Origin of the sequence: Phaeobacter sp. CAU 1743 (assembly GCF_039839315.1) — a bacterium.
In the GTDB taxonomy this organism is placed as follows: Bacteria; Pseudomonadota; Alphaproteobacteria; order Rhodobacterales; family Rhodobacteraceae; genus Phycobacter; species Phycobacter gallaeciensis_A.
Genome location: NZ_JBDOQR010000021.1, coordinates 24,273 through 46,930, shown reverse-complemented (window position 1 = coordinate 46,930; position 22,658 = coordinate 24,273). Strand labels below are relative to the sequence as shown.

19 protein-coding genes are annotated in these 22,658 nt (G+C 61.4%); 11 read left to right on the top strand and 8 right to left on the bottom strand.

The window, feature by feature from the left end:
- Window positions 1-14: 14 nt before the first annotated feature.
- From AAFO90_RS10335 to AAFO90_RS10320, 4 genes are all read right to left on the bottom strand, one after another.
- Window positions 15-593 (bottom strand): DUF924 family protein, encoded by a 579-nt coding sequence (locus tag AAFO90_RS10335; RefSeq protein WP_274866480.1) that lies wholly within the window; start codon window positions 591-593, stop codon window positions 15-17.
- A gap of 139 nt (window positions 594-732) precedes the next feature.
- Window positions 733-2,007 carry an MFS transporter gene (locus AAFO90_RS10330; RefSeq protein WP_065270385.1) on the bottom strand — a complete coding sequence of 425 codons (1,275 nt, stop codon included), beginning with the start codon at window positions 2,005-2,007 and terminating at the stop codon, window positions 733-735.
- 204 nt (window positions 2,008-2,211) lie between these two features.
- Window positions 2,212-3,282 carry a tRNA preQ1(34) S-adenosylmethionine ribosyltransferase-isomerase QueA gene (gene queA, locus AAFO90_RS10325; protein WP_347509349.1) on the bottom strand — a complete coding sequence of 357 codons (1,071 nt, stop codon included), beginning with the start codon at window positions 3,280-3,282 and terminating at the stop codon, window positions 2,212-2,214.
- Window positions 3,283-3,347: 65 nt separating this feature from the next.
- Window positions 3,348-6,863, bottom strand: a complete 3,516-nt coding sequence (locus tag AAFO90_RS10320) for an AsmA-like C-terminal region-containing protein (protein WP_347509348.1) — start codon at window positions 6,861-6,863, stop codon at window positions 3,348-3,350.
- Window positions 6,864-6,910: 47 nt separating this feature from the next.
- On the opposite strand from AAFO90_RS10320, the gene AAFO90_RS10315 reads away from it, so the two are divergent.
- The 5 genes from AAFO90_RS10315 to AAFO90_RS10295 all read left to right on the top strand — a co-directional run bounded on the left by AAFO90_RS10315 (window position 6,911) and on the right by AAFO90_RS10295 (window position 12,019).
- A complete protein-coding gene (locus tag AAFO90_RS10315; RefSeq protein WP_274829238.1) occupies window positions 6,911-7,372 on the top strand; it encodes a peroxiredoxin in 462 nt (153 codons plus the stop codon).
- 178 nt (window positions 7,373-7,550) lie between these two features.
- Window positions 7,551-8,405, top strand: coding sequence for a ferritin-like domain-containing protein (locus tag AAFO90_RS10310; RefSeq protein WP_347509347.1), 855 nt, complete (start codon window positions 7,551-7,553; stop codon window positions 8,403-8,405).
- Between the two features lie 226 nt (window positions 8,406-8,631).
- The gene (locus AAFO90_RS10305) at window positions 8,632-9,966 is read left to right on the top strand and encodes a M23 family metallopeptidase (protein ID WP_347509346.1); all 1,335 of its coding nucleotides are present in this window, start codon (window positions 8,632-8,634) and stop codon (window positions 9,964-9,966) included.
- Window positions 9,956-10,492: a polymer-forming cytoskeletal protein gene (locus tag AAFO90_RS10300; RefSeq protein ID WP_274866474.1), complete on the top strand. Its 537-nt coding sequence runs from the start codon at window positions 9,956-9,958 to the stop codon at window positions 10,490-10,492. Before AAFO90_RS10305 ends, AAFO90_RS10300 begins: the two co-directional genes overlap by 11 nt.
- Before the next feature lie 273 nt (window positions 10,493-10,765).
- On the top strand, window positions 10,766-12,019 hold the full coding sequence (locus AAFO90_RS10295) for a calcium-binding protein (protein WP_347509361.1): 1,254 nt from the start codon (window positions 10,766-10,768) through the stop codon (window positions 12,017-12,019).
- A 104-nt stretch (window positions 12,020-12,123) separates the two neighbouring features.
- Here the strand turns inward: AAFO90_RS10295 and AAFO90_RS10290 are convergent, their stop codons facing one another.
- Both AAFO90_RS10290 and AAFO90_RS10285 read right to left on the bottom strand, forming a co-directional pair.
- On the bottom strand, window positions 12,124-12,672 hold the full coding sequence (locus AAFO90_RS10290; RefSeq protein WP_065270392.1) for a peptidylprolyl isomerase: 549 nt from the start codon (window positions 12,670-12,672) through the stop codon (window positions 12,124-12,126).
- Window positions 12,665-13,171 (bottom strand): peptidylprolyl isomerase, encoded by a 507-nt coding sequence (locus AAFO90_RS10285; RefSeq protein WP_274833735.1) that lies wholly within the window; start codon window positions 13,169-13,171, stop codon window positions 12,665-12,667. The genes AAFO90_RS10290 and AAFO90_RS10285 overlap by 8 nt, the downstream gene beginning before the upstream one ends.
- 136 nt (window positions 13,172-13,307) lie before the next feature.
- Between AAFO90_RS10285 and AAFO90_RS10280 the strand changes: the two genes are divergently transcribed.
- The 6 genes from AAFO90_RS10280 (at window position 13,308) to AAFO90_RS10255 (ending at window position 21,211) form a co-directional block, all read left to right on the top strand.
- Window positions 13,308-14,501 carry a phosphoglycerate kinase gene (locus AAFO90_RS10280; RefSeq protein ID WP_347509345.1) on the top strand — a complete coding sequence of 398 codons (1,194 nt, stop codon included), beginning with the start codon at window positions 13,308-13,310 and terminating at the stop codon, window positions 14,499-14,501.
- A 385-nt stretch (window positions 14,502-14,886) separates the two neighbouring features.
- On the top strand, window positions 14,887-16,563 hold the full coding sequence (locus AAFO90_RS10275; RefSeq protein ID WP_347509344.1) for a methyl-accepting chemotaxis protein: 1,677 nt from the start codon (window positions 14,887-14,889) through the stop codon (window positions 16,561-16,563).
- 362 nt (window positions 16,564-16,925) lie between these two features.
- The gene (locus AAFO90_RS10270) at window positions 16,926-17,225 is read left to right on the top strand and encodes a septum formation initiator family protein (protein WP_065273470.1); all 300 of its coding nucleotides are present in this window, start codon (window positions 16,926-16,928) and stop codon (window positions 17,223-17,225) included.
- Between the two features lie 232 nt (window positions 17,226-17,457).
- Window positions 17,458-18,471 (top strand): pyruvate dehydrogenase (acetyl-transferring) E1 component subunit alpha, encoded by a 1,014-nt coding sequence (gene pdhA / locus AAFO90_RS10265; protein ID WP_065270396.1) that lies wholly within the window; start codon window positions 17,458-17,460, stop codon window positions 18,469-18,471.
- A 16-nt stretch (window positions 18,472-18,487) separates the two neighbouring features.
- Window positions 18,488-19,867: a pyruvate dehydrogenase complex E1 component subunit beta gene (locus tag AAFO90_RS10260; protein WP_347509343.1), complete on the top strand. Its 1,380-nt coding sequence runs from the start codon at window positions 18,488-18,490 to the stop codon at window positions 19,865-19,867.
- A gap of 12 nt (window positions 19,868-19,879) precedes the next feature.
- Window positions 19,880-21,211: a pyruvate dehydrogenase complex dihydrolipoamide acetyltransferase gene (locus tag AAFO90_RS10255; protein ID WP_347509342.1), complete on the top strand. Its 1,332-nt coding sequence runs from the start codon at window positions 19,880-19,882 to the stop codon at window positions 21,209-21,211.
- Window positions 21,212-21,305: 94 nt separating this feature from the next.
- On the opposite strand, the gene AAFO90_RS10250 is transcribed toward AAFO90_RS10255, so the two are convergent.
- Both AAFO90_RS10250 and cysE read right to left on the bottom strand, forming a co-directional pair.
- Window positions 21,306-21,599, bottom strand: coding sequence for a DUF1330 domain-containing protein (locus AAFO90_RS10250; RefSeq protein ID WP_065270399.1), 294 nt, complete (start codon window positions 21,597-21,599; stop codon window positions 21,306-21,308).
- A gap of 189 nt (window positions 21,600-21,788) precedes the next feature.
- A complete protein-coding gene (gene cysE / locus AAFO90_RS10245) occupies window positions 21,789-22,598 on the bottom strand; it encodes a serine O-acetyltransferase (RefSeq protein WP_065270400.1) in 810 nt (269 codons plus the stop codon).
- Window positions 22,599-22,658 lie beyond the last annotated feature (60 nt).

Here is a 22,658-nt window from a genome sequence, read left to right as displayed (position 1 = left end):
TCGCTCCCCTCGGTTCAGCTGGCTTGCTGAAAGGTCCGGATCGTGGCGCCATAACCGCCGGCTTCGACATAGTCGCGCTCCGGCTCGGTGCTGTGGCGCAATAGCGCCTCGTTGCGATAAGGGAAGCGGCCGAATTTGCGGATCACGTCGCGATGGGCGCGCGCGTGCAGCAGATTGGCAGCACCATATTCCGGCATCCGTTCCTTCAGCAGGCGCACGCAGCGCTCCTGATCGCACAGGTTTTCCGAATGCATCAGCGGCAGATAAAAGAACTGCCGCGCCGGCTCATCGATCTTCAGATCCCATTTCTTGTTCAGCGCGTTCTTGGCCACGGCCAGCGCAATCTCATCCGAGGCAAAGGCCTGACCTTCGCCGCGGAACATATTGCGCGGGAACTGGTCCATCAGGATGATATAGGCAAGGGTTCCGCTCGGGTAGGTCAGCCAAAGCGAGAACTTGCCCTCGCAAGCCTCCTCCCAGGCCTTTCCAAAACGTCTGCGGATGGTCTCGTCCAGATCATCATCCTGCAGATACCAGCCCTTTTCTCCGACCTCATCCAGCCAGAATTCAAGGATTTCTTCGGGGCCAACCATCCCATTTACTCCACATGTGTTGCCTACCTCCAAGTTCAGAAGATTTTGGCCCCTCATGGCAAGTCATAGAACCGTCACAAATTGCAACAGGAGCGGCAATTGGTGAAATATTGCTCACGTTTCCTGCAGGTTAGCGCAATCACCCCGCCTCATGCGCGGCTTCCTGCTCTTCCATCTCGGTTTCAATGACGTATTCCTGTGCAAATTCGACCGCCACGGGCGAGCCTGTCGGCGCCATCGGCGCGAAGGTGCCCGAATCTTCGGCTGCGATCGAGGCACGCTGCGTCGTCCGGTAAAGCGCGTATGCCGCCAGCGCAAAGGTCAGCACCGCCATGATCAGGAAGAATCCCGGAGGGCCAAAGACGCTTTCGCCCATCAGCCAACCGGTGATCAGTGGCCCGGTAATGGCGCCAAGGCCGTTGATGAAGACCAGCCCGCCCGAGGCCGCCGCCATATCGTCGTAATCCAGATAGTCGTTGGTGTGGGCGATCAGCAGCGAGTAAAGCGGGTTGGTCATCCCGCCGATAAAAAAGGCCGCCAGCAGCAGCATCCAGAAATTCGCGCCCATCGCCATACCCAGAACCGCCGCCGCGCCACTGAAGGCCGCCGCGAACAGGATCACCACGCGCCGGTCCATGCGGTCGGAAATCCATCCCAGCGGATATTGCAGCACCAGCGCGCCAACATAGAAGGTCGCGACGAACAGCGAAATCTGCGGCAAGGTCAGCCCGGCCGAAGCCGCGTAGACTGCGCTCATCCCGAACTGGGCCGAGAAGACGCCGCCCAACAGGAACATACCCACGCAGCCCAGAGGCGATGCATCCATCAGCTGGCGCAGGGTCATCGGTTTCGTGGTGTCAAAGGCAGGCGTCGGCGAAATCGACAGCAAAATTGGCGCAAAGGACACCGAAATCACAACCGATGCGATCACAAAGGTCTCATAGCCCGACGGGTTACCAAGCAGCATCAGCGCCTGCGCCGAGACGATGCCCAGCATCTGCACCAGCATGTAAAGCGACAGCGCCTTGCCGCGGTTGGCATTGTCTGCCGCATTGTTCAGCCAGCTTTCAGCGGTGACATACACGCCGGAAAAGCAAAACCCGATCAGCACCCGCCCGGCCATCCAGGCAAAGGGGTTGGTGATCGCGGGATAAAGAATCATCACGGCAGAAATCAGCGAGGCCAGCGCGGCAAAGACGCGGACATGGCCGACCCGCCGGATCATTTCCGGCGCCATCCGCGAGCCGCCCAGAAAGCCAACAAAATAGGCGGACATAACAAAGGACATCTGCAACGTCGAGAACCCTTCAAGGTCGCCGCGCACCCCAAGAATGGTGCCCTGAAGACCGTTCCCGATCATCAGCATTCCCATCCCCAGAAGCAGCGCCCATGCGCTTGAGAGTACCTGCAGCATTGCCCGTATCCTTTTGCATCCGCCGCCTGCCCCGGTTTTGGATCCGGCAGGCGGTGTTTCATTTCGCATCTTCCGCCCTTATCTGCGGATGCGGTGTGTGGAAAGAACTATCGCAGATCGCAGAGACGATTTCATCCCGCCGTCACGTTTACAGCGGAATTCTCTGCATTTTCTGAAGGTCTGGCGCTGGCGATCTGGTGGGGCTCAGCTCTGCCGCGATCCCGCCCCAGAGGGGATCAGAAGCGACGCATCGCCATAGGAGAAGAACCGGTAACCGCTGTCGACCGCGTGGGCATAGATCTGCCGCACGGTCTCCTGCCCCATCAGCGCAGAAACCAGCATCATCAGGGTGGAGCGCGGCAGGTGGAAATTCGTCATCAGCGCATCGGCAACATGGAAGTTAAAGCCCGGGTAGATGAAAATGTCGGTCTCCCCTTCCCAGGGCGCGATCGCACCGCTGCGCGCGGCGCTCTCGATCAGACGCAGCGCTGTGGTGCCCACCGGGATGATGCGCCCGCCTGCAGCCTTAGTCGCCGCGATCTCGGCGGCAGCTTCGGGGCTGACCCGGCCCCATTCGGCGTGCATCTTGTGGGTGGTCACATCCTCCACCTTGACTGGCAAGAAGGTGCCTGCACCCACGTGCAGGGTGACATAGCTGAACGCGATCCCGCGATCCTTAAGTGCCTGCAGCAGCGGTGCATCAAAATGCAGCGAGGCGGTCGGCGCCGCTACGGCGCCGGTGTGGCGCGCCCAGACCGTCTGGTAATCGGTCTTGTCCTGCGCATCCGCCGGGCGTTTGGCAGCAATATAGGGTGGCAGCGGCATGGCGCCCGCCTCGGCCAGGGCCGCCTCGAACTCGTCGCCTTCCAGATTGAACCGCAGGGCGCCCTGCCCGTCGGCAACACCCTCCAGCACGGCGCTGAAACCATCGGCAAAACGGATCGTCTCGCCCGGTTTTACCTTTTTCAGGGGTTTCAGCAGGGCATTCCAGGTACCGCCTGCGCCCGGCTCCAGCAAGGTGACTTCGATGCGGGCGGAGGTATCGCCTTGCGCACTGCTGCGATGGCGCTGCCCCGACAGGCGCGCTGGAATAACCTTGGTGTCGTTCAATACCAGACGATCGCCGGGCTGGAACCACTCCGGCAGGTCTGAAACCCGCGCATCGGTAATCCGGTCTCCTTCGGCCACCAAAAGACGGGCCGCGCTGCGCGGAGAGGCAGGGCGGGTTGCAATCAGATCCTCGGGGAGATCAAAGTCAAAATCGCTCAGTTTCATGCGGCGGCATATAGGAGCTTTGTGATGCCTTGGCTATGGCAATCTGCGCCAGATTGCCTGTGTACTCAGCGTTCGCCCGCCTGAGAGGCCACCGGGGGTTTCGATGCTTCCTCCGGCGCCAATGGCCCGCTGGTGGGCGGCGGCGCGGCGGGAGTTTGTCCCGGCACCTCCGGCGCCCGTCCCCGGAACAACTCGCGGAAGATGCCCGGCGCCAGGCCGGACAAAGGATTGACTTGCACCTTGGGATCATCCGCCGTGCCCCGCAGCCGGTAGGAAAAGCCGATCAACCCTTCGCCCTTGCGGGTCAGGACGCTGCCGATGGCGTTCAGCACATAGATCGGGGAAATCACCCCCCGCATATCCAGTGCCGTGGTCTCAAGATTGTAATTCCCGTCCATCGACAGACCGATCGACGGACCCACTGCACTGCTTTCGTGAACGATCAGATAGGTGGCGCCAAGGCGGAACTTTGCTTCGACTTCCGAAAACTGAATCCCCTGCCCGGCGAGTTCATTGACCAGACCCACGAGGCTGATCGCGTTGACCAGCGCTGCCATGGAGGGCGCGTCCTTCACCCGCGTGTTGCGCACGGTCATGCGGCCATCGTATTCGCCCGGCGTGGCCGCTGGCACCAGCGTCATGTCAAAACTGCCGCCCTGCCCGTGCCGCAACACCCCGGCCGATCGGAAGATCCCGCCAGCATCCTCGGACTTGATCCGCGTCGCCGTGCCGCCCTTGTCCGGGACCACAATACCGCTCAGCGGGGTCTGACCATTCAGCCGCGCGGTGAACTTGCCATTGAAGCCGCCCGCCGTGGAAAACCGCCCCTGAAAGCCATTGAGGGCGATACTGTCAGTCACCTGCAGCCGATCAAGGCTCAAGAGGATCGGTCCGGTGCCGCCCGATCCGGAGCCACTGCTGCCGCTGGACCTGGTAAAAGGCACCCGGCGCATATCGATCACGCCGCCGCCAATACGGATTTCCGGTGCCGCCACCCCGCGCCCGACGAATGTCACCGGTCCGCGCAGCCAGCCATCCAGCGACACCGCGCTAAAGGCCGCTCGGTCCAGCCCGCCATCTTCCCGCGTGGTCACGGTGCCCTCGGCCTTCAACCCCGCAGCCTCGACCCGCAGCCGGTCCACCGAAGGCTGCGCCCGCAGCGTTACCACAAGATCCAGAAGACCCGTGTCCGCCTCCGCCTTGCGCCAGCTCAGCGCCGGAACACGCAGACCGATCCCTTCGAGCGCCGAGCGCAGGTTCAACTCGGGTGGCACCCCGGGCGCAAGGCGCAGCACGAATTCGCCCTGACCGGCCCCAAAGACGGACCCCGTCGGCAAGCCGATATTGAACCTCTCCACCACCGCGTTCGAAAGCGCCACCTTACCGGTGACATAGCTGGTCGGATCGGTACCGGGGCCAACCGGCTGGCGCCATGTTGCCGTCAGCGGCACATCCGACAGGGTCGCAGCACCAGAGAGCTGCACGTGGCTTTGATCCCCCGACAGCTCCAGCCGCTCTGCGGCGACCGGATGTCCCGGCACCAGAACCCCGCTACTGACGCCGGTCACGCTGCCGGTGTAGTGATAAAGGATCTCCTCTGGCGGCACGCCCGCGCGCAGGGGCAGCGACAAGGTTCCGCTGACCTGCACCTGCCCCTCTGCCAGCTTCACCGGCAGCCCCGCCTTGGACATGATATTGAGCGGCGGACGTTCGAGCAGCGACAGCCCCGCCGTTACCGTACCCGAGGCCTTGACCCGGACGATCCCCGGCGCACCGCCTTTGATCGAAGTGTCGGGAATGATGAAAGACGTGCCCGTCACATCCACCTCGCCACCGTCATCGGCGGTCACCGTGCCCCGGCTGGCGATCACCACCAGACGCGTGCCATGGATGCTGAAATGGCCATCGGCGCCCCGCACCGGCGGCAGATGCTTCTGAAAGCGCGCATCGACCCCGGAAAAGGTGGTATCCAGATGCAGAAACGGCTTTTCCAGCCCGGCGCCACGCAACGCCACATAGGCATCGCGGGCAGTGCCTTGATAAAGGTTATCCCGCACCCATTCGCGCGGTTTCGGCGGCGCCGCTGCTGGCCACAGTTCCTTGATCCGATCCACCGACATCTGATCCACATGACCGTTCAGCGCATAGGTCCATCCTGCTTCTTCGGCGGAGACCTTGCCGTCGAGCAGGATGTTGGAATCCCCGTCCTGGATCAAAACCTCGCCCAGGGTCAGGCTAAAGGGTTCCGGCTCCAACCGAAAATCCACCCCAACGCCCGCCAGTTCCAGCGGCTGATCGTACAGGTCGCGCGGGTTGAGGCTGAGGTCGGAAAACTGCAACTGCCCGACCAGTTCTGTGAGCCGCCCGTTCTCGATCCCGCTCAGATGCGCGCGCCCCTCCATCGTACCTGAGACCCAGCCGCTTTCGACTTTCAGCTCATCGAACTGCAGGGCCTGCTGATCAGGGTAGTAGGTGAAATAGCTATGCGCGCTTTGGATCGGCACGGGGCGGGTTTCTTCCGACGGCTGGATCACGCCACGCCCGATTTGCAAGCCCGCGGAAAGGGTCAGCAGCTCGCCTTCGCTGCCCAGGCCACCGCGGAGCGAGCCGGAAATCGGTGCCCGCAGCGCCTGAAGCCAGCCAAGCGTCGGCGCCTGAACCGCGATATCCTCGCTCGCGATCTCTTCGATCAGGAATCCGAATTCGGCTGAGGCATCGCCGATGTCGGATTTGTAGTTGGCCTCAATGGTGCCGACATACTGCCGCCCGCTCAGCACCGAAAAGCCGCCAGACAAGGCCAGTGATCTGCCCTCACGCGCCAGCCGCACGGTGCCGCCGTCCAGTGTCCAGACCCGGTTCAGTCGGCCGTCTTCATAGCGCAGCGTCAAACCTTCGGTCTCAACCTCGGACAGCGCCGCAAGGACCGGGCGTTCAAATTGAGTATCCCAGTGTTCGATCAATTGCGGCAGGTCGGATGCTTCGCGGAACGGCGATCCCGCCTCGGAAAGGCTGAGTTCGAACTTGCCATCCGCGCCGCGCCGCAAAGAGGCAAAAAGCCCGCTGAGCCAGATCTTGCGGGGCTGAAACTTCCCACTCAGCAAGGGTCGCATCGCCAGCGACACCTGCGCATCCGCCAGCCGGGCCACCGGCGTTCCATCCGCCTGCGCCAGAGATACATCGCGCAGACCGAGCCGTGGGCGCCAGCCCTTGTTCACCACCAGATGGATTTCCCCAAACTCGATCTGAAGACCACCAAGGCTTTGTTCCAGGCGCGTTTCGACCTTCTGGCGCAGCCATTGCGGCGCATCGATGCGGGTGCCGATCCCGAAATAGACCGCGCCCGCCCCGAGAAAGCATAGGACGGCCACAACGCGCACCACGGTTTTCAGCCGCCGCCAGCGCCGCCGGTCTTTGGGGCGCGCCGCAAGCCCTTCCGCGGCCTCCGCATCAGCGGGACCAGCGACCTGCTCGGCCCGTGCAGCCTCCTGCCCGGACGCCGCGTGTTCGACAGCCTCGGGTGCCGCGACTTTCTCCGGCTGATCCGCTGACCTCGCGATCTGTGCTTTTCCTTTGCTCGCCATTGCCTATTTATGGCACCCAATGATGCAAAACCAAGCGGAGACCCCATATGCTCGAACCATCCGATCTCGCCCCGATGTTCACCCTGCCCCGTGACGGCGGCGGTGAAATCTCGCTTGCCGACCTCAAGGGACGAGCCGTCGTCCTGTTTTTCTATCCGCGAGATGATACCCCGGGCTGCACCAAGGAATCCATTGGATTTTCAGGCGCTTTGCAGGCTTTTGCCGATGCCGGGGTCGAGGTTTATGGGATTTCCAAGGACACCGTCGCCAAACACGACAAATTCGTTGCCAAACATGAGCTGACCACGCCTCTCCTCTCCGATGCCGAAGGCACCACCTGCGAGGATTACGGTGTGTGGAAGGAAAAGAACATGTACGGCAAGAAACACTGGGGCATCGAACGCTCCACCTTCCTGATCGACGCCGAGGGCCGCATCGCGCGGGTCTGGCGCAAGGTCAAGGTGGACGGACATGTTGAGGAGGTTCTGGAGGCCGCAAAGGCACTTTGAAGCCTGTAGAATGATCCACCCGGCGCCGCGCGCGGCGCCGGGCCCAACGGGAGCCGGTCACTTCGCAAGTGACCAACGACGGGCGGGAGGTCCCGGCCTTCGTCACAGACAAATCCGTTGCCATGGCGCGCGCCACAGGGCAGGAACGCGGCGCAACTGGAAACCCGACGGAGGCGAGATGACCGATACCCCCAGTTCTGAGGCCGAACTTTCCCTCGCCGAAATGGCGACAGAGGTTCTGACCACCGCCGACGGCCGCCAAAAAACCGCCCTTTCCCGCCAGCACGCGGCCCGCTGGTTTGCCTATCGTCGCGGTGAGGCACCCGAGATCCCGGTCGGCACCGCCAGCCCGCCACTGCGCCCGGCCCGGCCCGAAAAGCCGGAACTCCTTGATCCCCGCGACGTGCCAAAACGCAAACCCGGCTCGGAGGCGGGCCGTATCGCGCTGCTCCATGCGGTGGCCCATATCGAACTCAACGCGGTCGATCTGCATTGGGATATCATCGCGCGGTTTTCCCATGTGCCGATGCCCATTGGTTTCTTTGACGACTGGGTCAAGGCGGCGGATGAAGAATCCAAGCATTTCAACCTGATGTGCGATTGCCTTGAAAGCCTCGGCAGCCACTACGGCGCCCTTCCGGCCCATGCCGGCATGTGGCGCGCTGCCGAAGACACCGCCGAGGACCTGATGGGCCGTCTTGCCGTGGTGCCGATGGTGCTGGAGGCCCGGGGTCTTGATGTCACCCCCGGCATGATCAAGATTTTCCGCCAGGCAAAGCTGACCCAGGCAGTGGAGGCCTTGGAGGTGATCTACAAGGAAGAAGTTGGCCATGTCGCCTATGGCTCCAAATGGTTCCATTTCCTTTGCGGGCGCGAGAACCTCGATCCCAAGGATGTCTTTCACGATCTGGTCCGAACCTATTTCCACAGCACGCTAAAACCGCCCTTCAACGGGGAAAAACGCGCCGAGGCCGGGCTGCCACCCGATTTCTACTGGCCGCTGACCGACACCGGCGCACAGCCCGCAGGTTGACCTCAGGCTGACAAAGCGGTCGGGCGGCGCGTGACCGCCGCCGCCCTGCCGCTACCCGGCAAATTTCCGCCAATATCCTGCCTTGCAGGCACAAACTCCTTACTGATTGGTCAACAGACTTGCCCAATGAAGCCCGGCTGGCTATTCAAATGGGCCATGGCGCCTGGGCTCACAGGGATGTGAGTGGCCCTGCGCCATGCAATTGGGATGGGACAAGGATCAGCGCGTGCGCACACGTCTGACTATTAAAATTCACGCGTTTCTCGAACGGCGCTTCCCCGAACGGCGCGTTTTCCTCAAATCGGATGACGACACCAGATTCATTCGGCTCAGGCCGGAAACACAGCTTATTGCCGTTGCCGGTATCGTTCTGTTTGTCGCCTGGTCGATCATGGCAACAGCCATTGTGCTGATGGACGGGATCGGCGCCGGAAACTTCCGCGAGCAAGCCAAACGCGATCAGTTGAACTACCGCGCCCGGCTCAACGCCCTATCGCTGGAGCGGGACAACCGCGCCGAAGAGGCGCTGGCGGCGCAGCAGCGGTTCAACGCAGCTCTGGCGCAGATTTCCGACATGCAGTCCGAATTGCTCGCCTCCGAAGCTCGGCGCCGGGAGCTTGAAACCGGCATCGAAGTCATTCAGGCCACGCTGCGCGACACCATGACCCAGCGGGGCAAGGCGCGCGATGCCCTTGCCGAATTGCGCAAGGAAACCGAGGAAGACAGCCCGGTCCAGACGATGGCTGCTGTTGCCCCGGTGCAGATGGAGTTCCTCGCCGACGCGCTGGCAGAAACCGCCGCCGAGCGGGATCAGGTCATGGCAGACGCGCAATCGGCGCTGGAGCAGCGAGACTCGCTTGAGATGGAAATCAAGCTGATGGACGAGCGCAACAACCAGATCTTCCGGCAGTTGGAAGAGGCGGTTACCGTTTCCGTAGCGCCGCTGGACAAGATGTTCCGCAGCGCCGGTATGCCGCCGGATCGGATCCTGGAGCAGGTGCGCCGCGGCTATAATGGACAGGGGGGTGGTCCCCTCACCCCTTTAGCCCTGTCGACCCGCGGTGAAGAACCAACCGCGGAAGAGCGTCGGGCCAACAGCATTCTCAATGAGTTGGACCAACTGAACCTTTATCGCATGGCCGCGCAGCAGGCGCCTTTTGCGACACCGGTGAACCTTGGCCTCGTGCGGCAAAGCTCGGGCTTTGGCTATCGCCGTGACCCAAAAACTGGCGGCCGCCGGCTCCACAAAGGATCGGATTTCGCCGGCCGCACCGGCACAGATATCTACGCCACTGCTGATGGCGTTGTGACCCATGCGGGCTGGCAATCCGGCTATGGCAGGCTGGTCACGATCCGCCATGCCTTTGGTATTGAGACGAAATATGCCCATAACTCAAAACTCCGCGTGAAGGTCGGTCAAAGGGTCTCGCGCGGGGATCACATTGCTGATATGGGTAACACCGGACGGTCCACCGGGACCCACCTTCATTACGAGGTTCGGGTCAACGGAAAACCCGTAAACCCTATGATCTACATCAAGGCTGCGAGAAATGTTTTCTAAGAGCAAAATCAATGAGCCCGGGCCGAAGCAGGCCGAAGCAACTCCGGCGGCTGCAACGCCGAGCGCCCCGCCCTCTGCGCCCGCGAGCGATTACAAGGCCACGCCGCCCAAGGCAAAACCGCCGGCATCCGTGCTCAGCTCCGATCTGCATATCACCGGGAACCTGAAAACAACCGGCGACATCCAGGTTGAAGGCACCGTTGAAGGCGACATCCGCGCCCACCTGCTGACCATCGGCGAAACTGCTACCATCAAGGGTGAAGTCACGGCTGATGACGTGGTGATCAATGGCCGTATCGTGGGTCGCGTGCGCGGCCTGAAGGTCCGCCTGACCTCCACCGCCCGTGTCGAAGGCGATATCATCCACAAGACCATCGCCATCGAGAGCGGCGCCCATTTCGAAGGCTCCGTGCAGCGTCAGGACGATCCGCTTAACCCCGGCGGCAAGAAAGCCGCTCCGGCTGCCGCCGCTCCGGCGCGCCCTGCTACCGCACCGGCAGGCTCGGCCCCCAGCTCCGACAGCTAAAAGTCACAGGGACCTCTCGGTCGCTGAACTTAATAGAAGACCGTAAACGCCGCAGAGCCCTGCGGCGTTTCGCATTTCACGGCAAGATTCAGGTTGTATTACGTTCTCTCTCCCCTGGTTCTTCAAAACACAAACTGCTGGATTTTCTCACCTTTACCTTCAGCTCTTTAAACGTCATGGTTGACAGGATTATGCATTCCAGTGGCGTCCGCAAATGCGGTACCAGAAGCCGGAGTGCGGACTTAATTCATTAGGGAATCGAAATTGGCTAATGTGCTCATTCAGGATACTAGCGGAACCTGGTCGATCAACGATCTGAACTCCGCGGACTTTTCGGATCCTGTTATTACCCAACAATCCACCACATCAATCACCATGAGTGGTACAAACGGGCTGTCGCTGCGGTTCGACGGTGATTTTTCAGCCTCCTCCCCCTACAGCTGGCAGCTGACAGCTCTCTACATCTACAGCTACGGTAACCAGGTCTTCTCCATGACCGGCTTCAGCGAGAGCTTTTACGATCTGGCTACGATGAGCGGCGCCGCGCTAGAACGCAGTATTCTGGCGGGAACCGATACCATCACCTCAAACAGCGCTGTCGGCAACCTGTGGTACACCTATGGCGGCGATGACACCATTGCACTTGGGAGCGGCGATGACACCATTGACGCCGGAACCGGGACCGACACGCTGGTTCTGAATACGCATTCAAGCCAGGCCACGCTACGGGGGCTGGACGATCTGTTCTCATCCCACTCTTCGGTTCAGGTCAGCAGCGCCATGGGAACCGACCGGATCAGCAATATCGAAATTCTGAAGTTCATCGACCGCAGCGTGGCACTGTCCCTTGGCAACGCTGGCAACGACCGGCTTCGCGGCGACGCACAGTCCGTGACCAATAGTGATGTCATGGCCGACGGCTTTGGCAATGACACGCTTGATGGCGGCCTGCAGGACGACCTGCTCTACGGCAACGCAAACGATGACCATCTGAGCGGCGGCAGCGGGCGCGACACGCTGTTCGGTGGAACCGGTGATGACCATCTGACCGGGAATACCGGCTCCGACCGGCTGGTGGGCGCCGCAGGCGACGATGTGATCGAGGGCGGCAGCGGCCGGGATCGGGCCCTTGGCGGCACGGGCGCGGATGAAATCACTGGCGGCAATCACCGCGACATACTGAACGGCGGTGGCGGCAATGACACCCTAACCGGCGGCGCAGGCGGTGATCGCTTGATTGGTGGCAATGGCCGGGACCGGTTGATCGGTCACAAGGGCGACGACAAACTGACTGGCGGTGGCCGGGCCGATATCTTTGTCTTCAAAAAGGGCCACGGCGACGACACCATTTCGGACTTCACTGTCGGTACCGACAGGATCGAAATCGGTCGCGGAGCTTCCCGTTTTGGACAACTGGACATCGAGCAACAGCAAGACGATGTGCTGGTCTCCTTCGCCAATGTCACCATCCTAATCGAGGACGCGGAGGTGCAGGACATCGCGCAGGCGGACAATTTCCTGTTCTAAGGCCTTTGCAGGCCAACCCGACGCACGAGAACAGCAAAGCCCGCGCGGATTGGCGCGGGCTTTGTCGTATTTGAAAGATCGGCGGGGCCGCAGCCCCGGTCGGCTTACTCAGTCACGGTGACCTTGGTCATGACATCGGGCTGGCCCTTGACCGAACCGCTCTGCCCCGAGCCGCGCTTGATCGCGTCGACCACATCCATGCCTTCGGTGACCTTGCCAACGACGGTATACTGGCCGTTGAGGAAATGCCCCGGCGCGAACATGATGAAGAACTGCGAATTGGCGCTGTTCGGGTTCTGCGAACGGGCCATGCCGACGACACCGCGGTCATAGGCAATATCCGAGAACTCCGCCGGAAGGTCCGGACGTTCGGAGCCGCCCATACCCGCGCGGCGCATGTCCTCGCCAAGCTTGCCGAACTGGACGTCACCGGTTTGCGCCATGAAGCCTTCGATCACGCGGTGAAACACCACGCCATCGTATTTGCCCTCGGCGGCCAGCGCGGTGATCTGCTCCACGTGCTTCGGCGCGACGTCCTCGAAGAGGTCGATCTTGACGGTACCATTGGCGCCCTCGCCTTCGATCTGGATTTCAAGGCCAGAGGCAAAGGCAGAGCCCGCGATCAGGGAAAATGCAGCAGCCAGCTTAAGCATCTGCGGCCACCTTGACGCTGATCATACGGTCAGGGCTCGCAGGCGGCTCACCACGGGTGATCGCATCAACGTGCTCCATGCCTTCGATGACCCGGCCATAAACGGTGTACTGGCCGTTCAGGAAGTGGTTGTCCTTGAAGTTGATGAAAAACTGCGAGTTTGCCGAATCCGGGTTGGCAGAGCGCGCAGCGCCCAGGGTGCCACGGTCATGCGGCAGTTTGGAAAATTCCGCCGGAACGTTCGGCAGGTCAGAGCCGCCAGTGCCCGCCATACGAAGGTTGAAACCGTCTTCCATGTCTCCGTGCTGCACGTCGCCGGTCTGCGCCATGAAACCGTCGATGACGCGGTGGAAGGCCACGTTGTCATATTCACCGGCGCGGGCCAGTTCCTTCATCCGTTCGCTGTGCTTGGGCGCCACATCGGGCAGCAGCTCGATCACCACATTGCCGTCTTTCAGCTCGACAATGATGGTGTTTTCCGGGTCCTTGATCTCGGCCATCTGGCTCTCCTGTCGTGTTTGCTTTGCCAGATACCTAAGGGCAGCGGTCGCAATTGCCAAGGGAGCATTGACTGGGCGCACAAAAGCCCCGAAACAGCACCAAACACATTCGCCAATGACCGGAAGGAGCCTGAGGATGGGCTGGAATACCCTTGATGACATGGATCTCAGCGGCAAACGCGTTCTGGTACGCGTGGATATCAACGTGCCGATCGTGGATGGCGTGGTAACCGACTCCACCCGGATCCGCCGCATCGCCCCCACCGTGCGCGATATTCTGGCGGCCGGTGGCAAACCGATCCTGCTGGCGCATTTCGGCCGCCCGGGCGGGGAGCGCCGCGAGAACCTGTCGCTGAACCAGCTGATCCCGACGCTGGAGCGTGCCTTTGAAACCAAGGTGCTGTTTGCCGCCGATTGCGTTGGCCCCGGTGCCGAGGCTGCCGCCGCCGCCCTGCAACCGGGCGAAGTGCTGCTGCTGGAAAACACCCGGTTCCACGCCGAGGAAACCAAGAACGACCCCGATCTGGCCGCAGGCATGGCGCGTCTCGGGGACGTCTACTGCAACGACGCCTTCTCCGCCGCACATCGCGCGCACAGCTCGACCGAGGGTATTGCCCGCCTCCTGCCCGCCTGCGCGGGCCGATTGATGCAGGCAGAGCTGTCTGCACTGGAAAGCGCCCTTGGCGCGCCGAAACGTCCGGTGACTGCCGTTGTCGGCGGCGCCAAGGTTTCAACCAAGCTGGAATTGCTCGGCAATCTGATCAAGAAGGTCGATTACCTGATCATCGGCGGCGGCATGGCCAATACATTCCTGGTCGCCAAGGGGATCGATGTCGGCAAATCCCTAGCCGAACGGATCATGAAAGACACCGCCGCCGAAATCCTGGCCGAGGCTGAAAGCGCAGGCTGCAAGATCATCCTGCCGAGCGACGTTGTGGTAGCCGAGGCCTTTGCCTCCCATGCGCCGCATCAGGTGCTGCCCGCCGACCAATGCCCCGCAGAGGGCATGATCCTGGATGCCGGTCCTGACAGCATCGCAACGATCAACGATATCTTCGAGCAGAGCCAGACCCTGATCTGGAACGGACCGCTGGGCGCCTTTGAACTGGAGCCCTTTGACGCGGCGACCAATGCGGCCGCGCTGAAGGCGGCGGCCCTCACCCGGGCAGGCAAGCTGATCTCGGTTGCTGGTGGCGGCGATACCGTTGCGGCACTCAACGCCTCGGGCGCAGCGCGGGATTTCACCTATATCTCCACCGCCGGAGGCGCCTTCCTTGAATGGATGGAAGGCAAGACCCTGCCCGGCGTAGCCGCGCTCGATCAGGAGTGAGATCATACGTCACGGCAGGGGCTTCTGAACACCTGAAAACAACAAGGCCGGGCGCATCATCGCCCGGCCTTTTTCGTGCTCTTCTAATTGATTACTCACATTAATTTGTGTTTTCTTGAGCGCCCTTTCGGACCCCCGTTAAGACTTCATAGACCCCTGCCTTCCTAGGGCTGGCCGCGCGTATTAACGCCACGGAACACACCCTCAGGAGCACCACTCAGCCATGAGCCGTTTTTCACTCCGCAGCCAAGTGCTGCTATTCGCAACCGCCTTCATAGTCATGCTGCTTGCCAGCACCACTGTCGCCTAGCTCACCAGCCTCAAACTCACCGGGGCCATCTCTCAGGCCAGCTACGTCAACGCTCAGGTCAAAAGCCTTGATGACATGAAAGAGGATATCGAGCAGGGGATCGGAGACCTGCTTGCCTATGCTCTGGGTCGCGGCGCCAGTATCGGCGACCTGCGCGGAAATATCGAAGAGGTCGAGACCGAAGTCGCAATGGCGAAGGCCCGGTTTCTCGACATTCCTCTGACCATCGCCCGTCAGCCGGAGGTCTATCAGACCATCATGACGCTGCCCGGCATATTGACCACACTGCACGGCCAGGTACAGCAACTGGAAGCGGCGAGCCTTGAGATGCGCCAGCGCATGGCCTTTGCCACAGTCCTGCCAACCGTTCAAAAACTCCGCGACACGGTGAACGACATGCAGGACATGCTGAGCGTCACCCATGACGAGGTCAGCACCCGCATCGACGACCTTGCGGCCTTTGCCGAGCTGCCGCAGCTGATCGTCGGCCTGGTGGCCGTTCTGATCTCCACCGGCATCGCCTTTGCCTTTGGCCGCCAGCTCAGCGGGCCGGTTACCGGCGCCGCCCAGGCGGTTCAGCAGATTATGGACAAAGACTATGACCAGGAGATCCAGGGCCTCACCCGAAAGGACGAAGTCGGCAGCATCGCCCGCAACCTGCAAGAGCTGAAGGAAATCCTGCGCACGGCAGAGGAAACCGACGCAAGAAACCGCGCCGAAAACGACCGTCGCGTGGCCTTGTTCCAGACCATGGGCGCAGCCATGAGCGGCCTGACGCGCGGAGATCTGGGGCAACAGATTGACGCCGAAGACTGGGCCGACCTGGGCGACACCTACGTCACCCTATGCGAGGATTTCAACGCGCTCTCAAGCAGCCTGTCCGGACTGGTGGAGGAACTCAAACAAAGCTCCGCCGCAGTCGAGCGCAATGCCCGCGAAATGGAGCAGATGTCAGACCAGATGTCGCAGCGCGCCGAAACCCAGGCCGCGACACTGGAACAATCCGCTGCGGCGCTGGAAGAAATGTCAGCCAGCGTCCAATCCAGCGCAGCCCAGGCGCAGGATGCCGACCGCGAGGTCAAGGAAGGCCGCCAGCACGCGGAACAGGGCGGCAAGGTCATGGATCGCGCCCGCGAAGCGATGAGCGCCATCGCGCACTCATCCGAGCAGATCAGCCAGATCATCACCGCCATCGACGACATCGCGTTCCAGACCAGCCTGTTGGCCCTCAACGCCGGGGTCGAAGCAGCCCGCGCAGGCGAGGCAGGCCGTGGCTTTGCCGTCGTTGCCTCCGAAGTCCGCAGCCTCGCGTTGAAGTCCGCGCAATCGGCAAACGAAATCAAGGAGCTGGTCACGGAAGCCGCGCAACAGGTGAGCGCAGGTGAGCGTCTGGTACAGGACACTGGCGACACCCTCAGCCTGATTGCCAGCAGCGTTACTCGGGTCTCCGGCATGGTCTCGTCGATCGCCAATTCCTCCAGCGAGCAGGCCCAGGGCATCAAGGAGATCAATTCCGGCGTTGCCCAGTTGGACCGGGTCACTCAGGACAATGCGGCGATGGTACAGGAAAGCTATGGCGCCAGCCGCCAGATGCGCGCCGAGGCAAGCCGCCTGAGCGAGCTGCTGCTCAGCTTTACCGGGCAGGCGCAAGAGGGAACAACCGTGGCTGGTGCGCTTGATGAGGCGGGAGAATTCGCTGAAACCGCTTGGCTTGATGAGGCCGATGACGACGAGCTGCTTTCCGCCGCCTGAACGCGGAAACACCTGATTGCGGCCGGTCCCGCGCTGCGTCAGTCAAATCAAAGAGACCATACAAACCGGCCGGGACAACAGTCCCGGCCGGTTTTTCATTGCGCAGCACCGCCCGCAGTCTGTCGACGGGTCTCTCACTGGAACACGGTCTGTCCTGCGCTGCAGTCCTGGTCACAGCACTCCCCACAAGCCCTGGCTGCCGTTGCGATCATGACACAGGCGCGGACTGCGAAACAGAAACTGCCCGCGTTAATCATTTTGGGGATTCACAGAGTGATTCGGTTGTGGCATACAGGATGCAGACATCGAAACAATCGGTGCAAAAACAATACTTTGAGCAGTATCATACAGGCAAACTCAACGTGACCCGAAGCAATAAGCCGTCTCTCGGCGCATTCGCCTTTTTCTCCATCGCATTCGCGCTGAGCGCGTATTTTACCTTTGCGGCGGTGCAGGGCGATTTCGGGTTGTTCAGAAGGGTCGAGATCCAGGCAGAAGCCGAAGAGCTTCGTCAGGATCTCGATCTCCTTCAGGCTGACATCGATCGGATGGAAAACCGCACCCGGCGCCTGTCTGATGATTACCTTGATCTGGATCTTCTCGATCAGCAGGCCCGTTCCGTTCTGGGCATGCTGCGCGCAGACGAAATCGTCATTCGCTGATCCAGCACCTGCCTCACAAGGCTTACCCTCCCTTTACCAGTGCATGAAACCGGTTGTTGCTGCAGGCACTTTGCCGTGCAACCATGGCGTCACGAAGATATGACCGCCCGGAATATGGGATTTTTATGCATTGTTGTGACCCCGCGTCATAAAAGCACTCGCCAGTCACAGCAAAATCGAATATGGATTAGTTTAACACTAAACTATCTGGCTTTGAGGGGAGTCCGCCATCATGGCTGCTAGGAAAAGCACCAAGAAACCAAATGTTTCCGCCGAAGACCTGACCCGCCACTATCGCGAAATGCTTCTGATCCGCCGATTCGAGGAAAAGGCCGGTCAGCTTTATGGCATGGGTCTGATCGGGGGCTTCTGTCACCTCTACATCGGCCAGGAAGCCGTCGTGGTCGGTCTGGAGGCCGCTGCGGAGGAAGGCGACAAGCGCATCACATCCTACCGCGACCACGGCCATATGTTGGCCTGTGGCATGGACCCGGATGGCGTCATGGCCGAGCTGACCGGCCGCGAAGGCGGCTATTCCAAGGGCAAAGGCGGCTCCATGCACATGTTCTCGAAAGAGAAGCATTTCTATGGTGGCCACGGCATCGTCGGCGCGCAGGTACCTCTGGGTGCCGGGCTTGCCTTTGCCGATAAATACAAGGGCAACGGCCGCGTAACCTTTGCCTATTTCGGCGATGGCGCCGCCAACCAGGGCCAGATCTACGAGACCTTCAATATGGCAGCCCTTTGGCAGCTGCCGGTGGTCTTTGTCATCGAGAACAACCAATACGCCATGGGCACCGCCCAGGCCCGGTCGACCTCCACACCCGAGTTGTTCACCCGCGGCGAGGCCTTTGGTATTCCCGGTGAGGCAGTGGATGGCATGAACGTGCTGACCGTCAAGGACGCAGGCGAGCGCGCCGTGGCCCACTGCCGCGCGGGCAAAGGTCCCTATATCCTTGAGGTGAAGACCTATCGTTATCGCGGCCACTCGATGTCGGACCCGGCCAAGTACCGGACCCGCGAAGAAGTCCAAAAGATGCGCAGCGAACGCGACCCGATCGAACAGGTCCGCGAAATGCTGCTGACCGGCAAGCACGCCAGCGAAGACGATCTCAAGGCGATCGACAAAGAGATCAAGGACATCGTCAACAAGTCTGCCGATTTCTCCAAGGAAAGCCCTGAGCCCGCCCTGGATGAGCTGTGGACCGATATCTACGCCGACGAAATTCCGCAGAAGAGCGCCTGAGGGAGAGATCAAGACTATGGCAACTGAAATTCTGATGCCCGCCCTGTCGCCGACCATGGAGGAAGGCACGCTGGCCAAATGGCTGGTCAAGGAAGGCGATACCGTGAATTCCGGCGATATCCTTGCCGAGATCGAAACCGACAAGGCGACGATGGAGTTCGAAGCCGTCGACGAAGGCGTGATCGGCAAGATCCTGATCGCCGAAGGCAGCGAAGGTGTGAAGGTCAACACCGCCATCGCCGTGCTGCTGGCCGAGGGCGAAAGCGCCGACGACATCGCCGATGCCGCACCTGCCGCTAAGGTGGAAGCGCCGACCGCAGAGGCACCTTCGGCGCCCGCTCCGGCCGCCGCTGCTGCCGCGCCCCAAGAGGCCCCGCAGGTGGACGAAACACCCGACTGGCCCGAAGGCACCGCGCTTAAGCAGCAGACCGTGCGCGAGGCGCTGCGCGATGCCATGGCCGAGGAAATGCGTGGCACCGAAGACGTCTACCTGATGGGCGAGGAAGTCGCCGAATATCAGGGCGCTTACAAAATCTCGCAGGGCCTTCTTGATGAATTCGGCGCCAAGCGCGTCATCGACACGCCGATCACCGAACACGGCTTTGCCGGCATCGCCGTGGGTTCGGCCTTTGGCGGGCTGAAGCCGATCGTCGAATTCATGACCTTCAACTTTGCCATGCAGGCGATCGACCAGATCATCAACTCTGCCGCCAAGACGCTCTATATGTCCGGCGGCCAGATGGGCTGCCCCATCGTGTTCCGCGGCCCCAACGGCGCCGCCGCCCGCGTGGGCGCCCAGCACAGCCAGGACTATGCCGCCTGGTACATGCAGATCCCGGGCCTGAAGGTCGCCATGCCCTATTCCGCCTCTGATGCGAAGGGCCTACTGAAATCCGCGATCCGTGATCCCAACCCGGTGATCTTCCTGGAGAATGAGATCCTCTATGGCCGCTCCTTCGATGTGCCTGACATGGATGACTACACCGTTCCCTTTGGCAAGGCGCGTATCTGGCGGACCGGCGACGATGTCACCATCGTCTCCTTCGGAATCGGCATGCAATACGCGCTCGAAGCGGCGGACAAACTGGCCGAAGAGGGCATTAATGCCGAGGTGATCGACCTGCGCACCCTGCGTCCGATGGACCTGCCCACGGTGATCAAATCGGTAATGAAAACCAACCGCCTTGTCACCGTCGAAGAGGGCTGGCCGCAGGGTTCGGTCGGCAGCTACATCGCCTCCGAAGTGATGCAGCAGGCCTTTGATTACCTTGATGCGCCCATCGTGACCTGCACCGGCAAGGACGTGCCGATGCCCTATGCCGCGAACCTCGAAAAACACGCGCTGGTCACTACGGATGAGGTGATCGCCGCCGTGAAACAAGTGACCTACCGGTAAGGAGAGACAGCGATGCCCACAGAAATCCTGATGCCCGCCCTCTCTCCCACCATGGAGGAAGGCACGCTGGCGAAATGGCTGGTCAAGGAAGGCGACACCGTCGCCTCTGGCGATCTTCTGGCCGAGATTGAAACCGACAAGGCCACGATGGAATTCGAAGCCGTCGACGAAGGCGTTATCGGCAAAATCCTGGTGCCTGAAGGCAGCGAAGGGGTGAAGGTCAATACCGCCATCGCCGTTCTGCTCGCCGATGGTGAAAGCGCTGATGACGTGGACGCAGCGCCTGCCGCGAAGCCGGAAGTTTCCGCGCCAGAAACCGGCGTTGGAAACGATAATGGCGGCCCCAAGGAAGCCCCGGCCCCCACGACGGCGCCCGCTTCCCCTGCCCCGGCTGCGCCTGCCGCCGCCGACGGCAGCCGCATCTTTGCTTCGCCTCTGGCGCGGCGCATTGCGGAAGACAAAGGGCTGGATCTGGCTGCGATCAGCGGCTCCGGCCCGCGCGGTCGCATCGTCAAAGCCGACGTCGAAGGCGCTACAGCAGCACCAAAGGCCGAGGCCCAGCCTGCCGCTGCCCCCGCAACCGCCGCTCCGGCTGCTGCTGCCGCGCCTGCGGGTCCTTCTGCGGATGCCGTGGCCAAAATGTACGAAGGCCGCGATTACGAAGAGGTCAAGCTCGACGGTATGCGCAAGACCATCGCCGCGCGCCTGAGCGAAGCAAAACAAACCATCCCGCATTTTTACCTGCGCCGGGATATCCAGCTGGATGCGCTGCTGAAATTCCGCGGTGAGCTGAACAAGCAGTTGGAAGGACGCGGCGTGAAGCTGTCGGTCAACGACTTCATCATCAAGGCCGTGGCCTTGGCGCTGCAATCGGTGCCCGAGGCCAACGCCGTCTGGGCCGGTGACCGGGTACTGCAGATGAAAGCCTCGGATGTGGCGGTTGCCGTCGCCATTGAGGGTGGGCTCTTCACTCCTGTGCTGCAAGACGCCGACATGAAGTCGCTCTCCAGTCTGTCGACCGAGATGAAGGATCTGGCCACCCGCGCCCGCGACCGCAAACTGGCGCCCCATGAATACCAGGGCGGCTCCTTTGCGATCTCCAACCTCGGCATGTTCGGCATCGACAATTTCGACGCCATCGTGAACCCGCCCCATGCAGGCATCCTCGCGGTTGGCTCTGGCGTGAAAAAACCGGTTGTCGGTGCCGATGGCGAGCTGAAGGTCGCCACGGTGATGAGCGTCACCATGTCCGTCGATCACCGCGTTATCGATGGCGCGCTTGGGGCAAACCTGCTCGCAGCCATCGTCGAGAACCTGGAAAACCCGATGGTCATGCTGGCCTGATCCAGGCAGCTGTTCCTATCACACCAAACAAGGGTCGGGCGGAAACGTCCGGCCCTTTTGCATCCTGCAGCCCGGTGCTGGCGCCCAAAACAGCCTAGGCGAGCTTGTCGACCAGAATGGCGTTCAGCGTTGATCCGGACCTGCGCAGGATCGCAAGCCTTTGAAACTCATCCGAGTTCCAGAACCTTTGCGCATGGGCACGGTCGGGAAACTCAAGGATGAAAGCCGCATCGGGCAGCGGGTCGCTGCCTTCCATCATCTCCGGCTCGCCGCCCCGGACCAGAAACTCGCCGCTATGCGCCTCAACCACTTTGGGGATTTTGGCAAAATACTCCTCCATCCAGTCGCGGCTGTGGATTTGCATCTGCCCGATAATAAACGCTGTCATGCTGTAACCTCCCAAACCAGCAACACTGGACGAAAGGCTAACGGCAAATCACCTCTGCACCAAACGTTCCTGACAAGCAGGCGGAGGCAAGAGCCTGCCGAAACACCGGGCCTTGCAGACCATGAAAACAAAAACGGGGCGGCTTCCATTTGGAAGGCGCCCCGCTCCGTGCCCCGTACGGAGCCTGAATTACTCGCCGCTGGCCAGAACCTGGTTCATGCTGACCGAGGGCTGATCGCAACCAGCCTCACCAACGATCTTGGCCGGGACGCCTGCCACCGTCTTGCACGGGGGGACATCGTTCAGAACGACAGAACCGGCAGCAATGCGGCTACAGTGGCCGATGCGGATATTGCCGAGCACCTTGGCTCCGGCACCGATCAGCACGCCATCCTCGATCTTGGGGTGACGGTCCTCTTCTTCCTTGCCGGTGCCGCCCAGGGTCACCGAATGCAGCATCGACACGTTGTCGCCGACCACGGCGGTTTCACCGATCACGATGGAGTGGGCGTGGTCGATCATGATGCCCTGGCCGATCTTTGCAGCCGGGTGAATGTCGACGCCGAAGATTTCTGAAATCCGCATCTGGAAGAAATAGGCCAGATCGTAATCGCCCTGTTTCCACAACCAGTGCCCGACCCGATAGGCCTGAACGGCCTGGTAGCCCTTGAAGTACAGGATCGGCTGCAAAAGCCGGTGGCAGGCCGGATCACGTTCATAGACCGCCATCAGATCGGCCCGCGCCGCTGCAATCAGCGACGGGTCGGAGGCATAGGCTGCATCGACGATCTCGCGCAGAATCACCATCGACATCTCGTTCGAGCACAGCTTGGCCGCCACGCGATAAGAGAGCGCCTTTTCGATGGTTGGATGGTGCAGGATGCAGGCGTGAATCAGACCGCCCATCAGGGGCTGTTTATCAACGGCCTCCTGCGCTTCGGTTGCGATGCGGTCCCAGACAGGGTCCAGCGGAGTAACGGCTTTGCGTGTCTTGATCATGGTGAGGCATCCTTTTCTCACATCAGAATACGTATCTAACGCAAGTTTGGCCAAACGCAA